Below are 7,060 nucleotides of genomic sequence, written 5' to 3'. Positions count from 1 at the left end.
AAGGCCACTTAATGTGGCCTTCGTCTTGCGCAGGACTGTAGAGCAGGAAACCTTATATCCGGCCCCTCCGTCCGGGGACCGCGCCGTACCAGCTACAGCGTCATGTTTGGATCGGCGTCGACGTCGAACGGCGAGATTTCTCCTCGGTCGAATTTACGGCGGGCAACCTCTGCGATCATGGCGGCGTTGTCGGTGCACGCCGAAAGCGGTGGCACCGTTACGCGGATCCCCTGACGCCCAAGCTTCTTGATCATCATCTCGCGCAGATGCGGATTAGCCGAGACGCCGCCGCCGATGCAGTATTCCTTGCATCCGGTGGCATGCAGGGCGTTTTTGGCCTTCTTGTACTGAACGTCAAAGACGGCTGCCTCAAACGAAGCCGCCAGATCGGGCAGGTGAATCGTGCGCCCGGCCTTGGTCTCCTGCTCGATGTAGAGCGTCACGGCCGTTTTAAGACCCGAAAGCGAGAAACGATAGTCTCCCCTGCTGTTAAGCGCGCGAGGAAAATCGATCGCGCGGGGGTTGCCCGTCTCGGCCAGCTTGGAGATGATGGGGCCACCGGGATAGCCCAGACCCAACGCCTTGGCTACCTTGTCGAAGGCCTCGCCCACAGCATCGTCGAGTGTCTCACCAAGTACCTCGTAGTCGCCCCATGCCTTCACGTGCACGAGCATGGTATGACCGCCCGAGACGAGCGTGAAGATAAACGGCGGCCTGAGATCGGGCTGCGCCAGCAGGTTGGCGAACAGATGGCCCTCCAGATGGTTGACGCACACGAGCGGCTTGCCGGCGGCATAGGCAAAGCCCTTGGCGAAGGCGACGCCCACTACCAGAGCACCCACCAGGCCCGGACCCTGCGTCACGCCAACAGCGGCGAGTTCGCTCGGCGCGATGGCTCCACCCTCAAGGCCCAGCGACGCTGCGGCGTCCTCGAGTGCCGCATCCACGACACTCACAATCACCTCGACGTGCTTGCGCGAGGCGATCTCGGGCACCACGCCGCCAAAGCGTGCATGAAAATCAATCTGCGTCGACACCTGGTTGGCCAGCATATTGCCATCCGCATCGATAATCGCCACCGCCGTCTCGTCGCAGGAGCTCTCGATAGCGAGTACGAGGCGGCGACGCTCAATCTCGACACGTTCCTCGGCAGAGCGCCAAGGCGCAGGCAGCGGCCATACGCGCTGCTCTGCCGCCGTCGGCTCGGGCGAAGCATTGTCGACCGGAAGCACCAGGGGCAGCGGAGCCGTCATGACGATGGCGTCCTTGCCGGCACCATAGTAGCCGCGGCGACGGCCAGCCTCGGTAAAGCCCAGAGCGTTATAAAGCGCGATCGCTCCCTCGTTACCGTCCTCGACCTCGAGCGAAGCCGTGGTGCAGCCGAGCATCTGGGCATCATAGCTCACGTGCGACAGCAGCTTGCGGGCAATGCCCTCACGGCGATGTGCCGGGTCGACGGCGACATCCAGAATCTGCACATCACCGTCCACGACCATACCGCCGGCAAGGCCCAGCAGCTTGCCGTCGTCGTGTGCCACCCACCAACTACGCGGCGCAGCGACGTCCTCGCCCAGTTCGGACAGGAACATGCCCGGCGTCCATGCCTCGTGTCCGGCACCTTCAAAGCAGGCAGCCTCCAGCGCGCTCGCGCCCTCGGCATCCGCCGCGCCCATGGGACGGAACTGCAGATGACGACCGGCGAGCTCATCGGCAACACCCGTAATTTCGCTCTGCGCACTCTCGGCAAGACCAAGACGCTTGCGCTCGTTTTCCTCGGCATCCGAAAGGCGCGTGTAAATCGGCAGGACGCGGGCCGGATCGCCGTCACCCGCAGCGTGCGCGAGCAGCAAGCCCTCGCCCGAAGGCCACCACAGGTCGCGCTCCACGCAGCGGGCGGTCTCGTCCTCACCCAGCAGCTTGCCATAGCGCACAAGACCGTCACCGGTCAGCTGAACCTGGTCCCAGTCCGCTGCTTGGCGCCACTCATCGAGCGCCACGGCGGCCTTGACCACGTGTTCGCGCTCAAATTGACGCTCGGGACCCTCATCGACCAGCATATACAGCGCCGGATATACCTCACCGCGCATAGCATCGGCCAAGATATCAAGCTTGCCACGCACGCCAGCCTTCCACGCCGTCCAAGCGCAAGCGTCAAGCGTCGACACGCCCAGCAGCGGAACATTGGCACCACATGCGAGGCCCTTGGCAGTGGAGATGCCGATGCGCACGCCCGTAAACGACCCCGGGCCGCGGCCGACCACGTAGCAACCAACATCGCTGCGATTCAGACCGGCTTGAGCCAGCACGCCATCAACGGTATTCACGAGCTCAACGTTGGCGTGACGGCGACACATGTGGTCGCCACTCGCGAGCTTCGTCTCGCCCGTCTGCCCATCAATCCAGCTTGCCGCGCAGGCAAGCATGTCGGTCGAGGTATCGAGCGCCACCACCAGCGCGTTGTCGTTATGCAAGCTCATCTTGTACAGCCTTATCAATCAAATGGGAAAGCTCCATTGCGCGGTCACCGTGCGCCTCGAGCGTTATCGTTCGCACATCGCTGTCGCCCTCATCACGCTTGAGCGTCACCGAAAGATACTCATCCGTCAGCTCGTCCTGGAATTGTTCGCCCCATTCCAGCAGGCAAGCACCCTCATAGCCCAGCACATCGAAAATGCCCGTATCCTCGAGCTCGTAGGCATGCTCCAGGCGGTATAGATCAAAGTGAAACAGCGGAATACGACCTTGATCGTGAACGGCCATGAGCGCAAACGTAGGGCTCGTAACCATATGCCCATCGCCCAGCCCGCGCGAGACGCCCTTGGTAAAGTGAGTTTTGCCCACTCCCAGGCCACCGGTCAGGATGAGCACATCGCCGTCCTCAAGGCACGGTGCAATTAGCTCGCCAAAGTACTCCGTATCGGCAGCACTAGCCGTTTTGTAAGTGCCTACCCCCAGGCGCTCCAGGGACATATACGCTCCTTATTATTCCGAGGCGTCCTCTGGCGCGGGATGTCGCTCCAGATAGTCGCCCAGCATCTTAAAGTCTTCCTCCAGCAGCTCCTGCCATGCCGGATTGCGTAGCGCTGCTGCCGGATGGAAAGTGGGCATTACTACAAAATGCCCCATCTGGTGGAACCTGCCGCGCAGCTTAGTAATGCCAATCTCGGTCTTAAGCACAAAGTGCGTCGCGGGGTTGCCGAGCGTCACGATAATATCGGGCCAGATGCTTCGAATCTGCTCGCGCAAAAACGGTGAGCAAGCCAGCACTTCCTCGGGGCGCGGATTGCGGTTTCCCGGCGGGCGGCACTTAAGCACGTTGGCAATGTAGACGTCTTCGCGTTTGAGCCCCGCCAGCGACAAAATGCCGTTGAGGTCCTCGCCTGCCGCCCCCACAAAGGGCTCGCCCTGCAAATCCTCATTGCGGCCCGGCGCCTCGCCAATAAACATCACGCGAGCGCGGGGGTTTCCCACGCCAAACACGATATTGTGACGCGACTGGTAGAGCTGGCAGAGGTGACAATCGCCCAGAACGGCCTCGATCTCCTCGAGTGCGACCTCACGCGGCGCCTGATGGCTATGGCCGGGGATGTGCATGACGCCCATAGCGGCTCCTACACGTAGACCTTGTCGAGACGCATGCCAAAGCCGCAGGCGACCTCGTAGTTAATCGTTCCGCGCAGTCGGGCCATCTCGTCCATAGTGATCTCGGCGTCGCCATCGCGGCCGACAATGATCATCTCGTCACCATACTCGGCCTCGGGAATCTCGTGTGCCGGGTTGGACTGAATGGCGACCATAAACTGGTCCATGCAGATATTGCCAACCTGATGCACGCGCTCGCCGCGATACAGCACATCCATACGATTGGAAAGCGTACGCGATAGGCCATCGGCATAACCGATCGGCAGCGTGCAGATCTGAACGCGCGTACGCGGTACGCGGTAGGTAAAACCGTAGCCCACGCCCTCGCCCATCGCAGGGTGTGCCACGCGCGTCACGCGCGCATGGACGCTCATAACGGGATCAAGCTGCATCACGCGGCCACTCAGCTCGCACGGCTGCATGCCATACAAGCCGACGCCGGCGCGAATCATATCAAAATGCATCGAGGGGTCGAGCATCGAGGACGGCGTGTTGGCGCAGTGCACGATACCGCACTCAAAGCCCGCATCCTTAATGGCCTGAACGGCCTCGGTAAAGCGCTGACACTGCAGTTTGTAGTCCCAGCCCGAAGGTTCATCGGCCGTGGCGAAGTGAGTAAATACGCCGTCGCACTGAATACCGCGATGGAAATTAATACCGCGGACAAAGTCGAGCACCTGCGTGTAATGTACGCCAATGCGGTTCATGCCCGTCTCGATGGCGAGATGATACTTGCCCACCTTGCCCGCCGCGACGGCACATTCGCCATACGCAAGAGCAAAGTCAGACGTATAGACCGAGGGCATGATATCAAACTCGAGCAACGTCGGAATAGCCTCGATAGGCGGCTCGCTTAGGATGAGGACGGGTTTCGTAATCCCGCCCTGTCGGAGCTCAACGCCCTCGTTAACCGTCGCCACGGCAAACATGTCGGCACCGGCCGAATACATGATCTTGGCGCACTCAACAGCTCCATGACCATAAGCATCGGCCTTGACCACGCAGCACAGGCGCTGACGCGGATTCAGCAAGTTCTTATAGGCCCTCGTGTTGCGACGGAGCGCCCCGCGGTCGATCTCGACCCAGGACCAGCGCGTCAAATCGGCTTTATTCATGATTAGTCATCCGACCCTTCGTCCATGATTCCCAGATCTTCGAGCGCATCCTTTGCCGCCAGCTCCATGGCAGGACCGATCAAGTCGATAAGATCGGTCGCGATGACGCTCTTCTCACCATACTCCGTCGCCGCGGCAAAACCGGCGTAGCTGTGAAGTGCGACGGCGTACGAATACAGCAACTCCCAACGATCCATCTCGTCGCGCATGGTGGCAAGCGTGCCGGCCAAAATACCCGCGAGAACATCACCCGAACCGGCAGTTGCCAGAGAAGCCGGACCCGAGAGCGGCAGCAGCACACGCTCAACGCCACAGATAGCCGTCGTCGGCCCCTTGGCAATGACCACCAGATTGTCGGAGCCTGCAGCCCAGACAACCTTCTGCGCGGCCGCAATCGCGGTACCAAGGTCGTTCACCTCGTCACCGGCAACCAGACGCGAAAGCTCACGATAGTGCGGTGTCATAACCAACGGCTGCTCGCGACGATACATCTCGGGGTTACTATCAATACCGTCAATGGCAATCTTAGCAAGGCAGTTGAGTGCATCGGCGTCCAAAATTAGCGGTACATCAAGCTCGAGCAAGCCCGAAACCACCTGCATAGCGCCGGCAGACGTCGTCATACCGGGACCGCACAGCACGCAGCTGTACTTCTTTGCGATCTCGCACACCGTCATGCGCGCAGCGGCGCCAAAGGAGCCGCGGGAATCAGACGGAATAGCAAAGACCGGAATCGAAGGAAGTGCCATGCGAATGAGATTGGCACAGGCGTCAGGAGCCGCGACTGCCACGTAACCAGCACCCGCGCGAGCTGCAGACTTGGCCGCCATAATGGCAGCACCAGGATATTGCGCTGATCCGGCGACAATAAGCACGGAGCCACGGGAATACTTATCGATATTCGATGGTAGCGGAGCAAAGTAATCAACTAAGTCACCGGGCTCGACAATCTCGGCGGCGTGGTCGACATCATCGATGACCTCGTCAAGACGGTCGTAAAGATTGCCGCAGGTCAAATCGCCGGCATACTCAGGACCATCAGCGCTATACAGACCAATCTTGGGCGCAATCATCGTCACCGTGCGCTCGGCACGAATGCAGTCGTCATCAACAACGCCCGTCTCGGCATTCAGGCCCGAGGGGACATCAATGGATACGACACAATCGGCGCATTCATTGACCGTAGGAATCCAAATGGAGAACGGCGCACGCAGATTCCCGTGGAAACCGGTACCAAAAATGGCATCGACAACAACATCGGCCTTATCGATCAAAACCTCGAGTTCGTCACGCGAGGGACCGACGCAAACGTGCACATCGCGGCCGGCAGTTCGACGAGCAACATGACGTGCCAGAGCAGCAGGAATCTCATCCGGCTCAACCGGAGAAACGATATCCACGTCCACACCCTTGTGGCTCAGGATATCGGCGGCAACCCAACCGTCGCCGCCATTATTACCAAAACCGACCAGAACGAGAACCCGATCGGGATTGAGCTTCAAGACCTCGTTGGCGGCAAACTCACCCGCTAGCTCCATAAGCTCGGCCTTCGAAGTCCCTTCGCGTTCGATGATATCCTCGAGACGAACGACTTCTTCGGTACTCAAAACCGGTTTCATCTATGCTCCTAGCGTATCTTGCGAAGCATCGCCCAGGTGCTCCGTCAATGCTGAATTCTGCAGCTGTTCAAGCTCATCTAAAACAGAGCAAGCCTCTTTAAATGTCTGCGCAACGCGTTTCTTGTTGCTCACTTTTTCTTCCTTAGGCTTAGGTCGAGCATCCTCGGTGATTGCAATGGCATTAGCGACAGCCAAGTCACCCGTAAGGGTAATAGAAAGAGCGACCTCGACAACACCCAGTTCTTGAGCGATCTCGAGAGCACGGCCCGAAAGCAGCGCCTTCGGTTTGCCGAGTTTATCACGCGTAACCGAAACATCCTTGCGACCAACGCCTTGACTAAAACCCGTGCCGAGAGCTTTAAGTACCGCCTCGCGCGAAGCAAAGCGGCTGGCATAGTGAGCAGCGGGACGCGATGATGCATCGCAATACGCGCGCTCTTCTTCGGTAAACACACGCCGAGCAAACGATGGCGTCTTTTCAAGAATTGATTTCATGCGGGAAATCTCGACGATATCAACGCCGATACCAGCTTCAGCCATGTTCACCTCCATATCGCACAGACTAAGTTATTGTAGCCCGTTCACAGAAGATGCGACAAACGAGGGTTATAAAACACAGCTACTATGTGAGACAAAAGCCCGTAAACGCAAAAAAGGGGGAGGCCGCGAGGCCTCCCCCTTCTT

6 protein-coding genes are annotated in these 7,060 nt (G+C 59.4%); all 6 read right to left on the bottom strand.

What is annotated here, in order from left to right:
• Positions 1–92 precede the first annotated feature (92 nt).
• From tsaD to acpS, 6 genes are read right to left on the bottom strand one after another with little or no spacing between them, the layout of a single operon-like run.
• Positions 93–2,477 (bottom strand): tRNA (adenosine(37)-N6)-threonylcarbamoyltransferase complex transferase subunit TsaD, encoded by a 2,385-nt coding sequence (gene tsaD / locus DWV58_RS09575; protein WP_117776932.1) that lies wholly within the window; start codon positions 2,475–2,477, stop codon positions 93–95.
• Positions 2,464–2,970, bottom strand: coding sequence for a tRNA (adenosine(37)-N6)-threonylcarbamoyltransferase complex ATPase subunit type 1 TsaE (gene tsaE / locus DWV58_RS09570; RefSeq protein WP_117776931.1), 507 nt, complete (start codon positions 2,968–2,970; stop codon positions 2,464–2,466). The genes tsaD and tsaE overlap by 14 nt, the downstream gene beginning before the upstream one ends.
• Positions 2,971–2,982: 12 nt before the next feature.
• The gene (locus DWV58_RS09565; RefSeq protein WP_117776930.1) at positions 2,983–3,603 is read right to left on the bottom strand and encodes a uracil-DNA glycosylase; all 621 of its coding nucleotides are present in this window, start codon (positions 3,601–3,603) and stop codon (positions 2,983–2,985) included.
• Positions 3,604–3,611: 8 nt separating this feature from the next.
• Positions 3,612–4,757 carry an alanine racemase gene (alr, locus tag DWV58_RS09560; protein ID WP_117774251.1) on the bottom strand — a complete coding sequence of 382 codons (1,146 nt, stop codon included), beginning with the start codon at positions 4,755–4,757 and terminating at the stop codon, positions 3,612–3,614.
• A gap of 2 nt (positions 4,758–4,759) precedes the next feature.
• Positions 4,760–6,376, bottom strand: coding sequence for an NAD(P)H-hydrate dehydratase (locus tag DWV58_RS09555; protein ID WP_117584236.1), 1,617 nt, complete (start codon positions 6,374–6,376; stop codon positions 4,760–4,762).
• Positions 6,377–6,916: a holo-ACP synthase gene (gene acpS, locus DWV58_RS09550; protein WP_117776929.1), complete on the bottom strand. Its 540-nt coding sequence runs from the start codon at positions 6,914–6,916 to the stop codon at positions 6,377–6,379.
• Between the last annotated feature and the right edge of the window lie 144 nt (positions 6,917–7,060).

The organism is Collinsella sp. AF11-11 (assembly GCF_003465485.1).
Lineage (GTDB): Bacteria > Actinomycetota > Coriobacteriia > Coriobacteriales > Coriobacteriaceae > Collinsella.
This window is presented reverse-complemented; position numbering and strand designations above follow the sequence as displayed.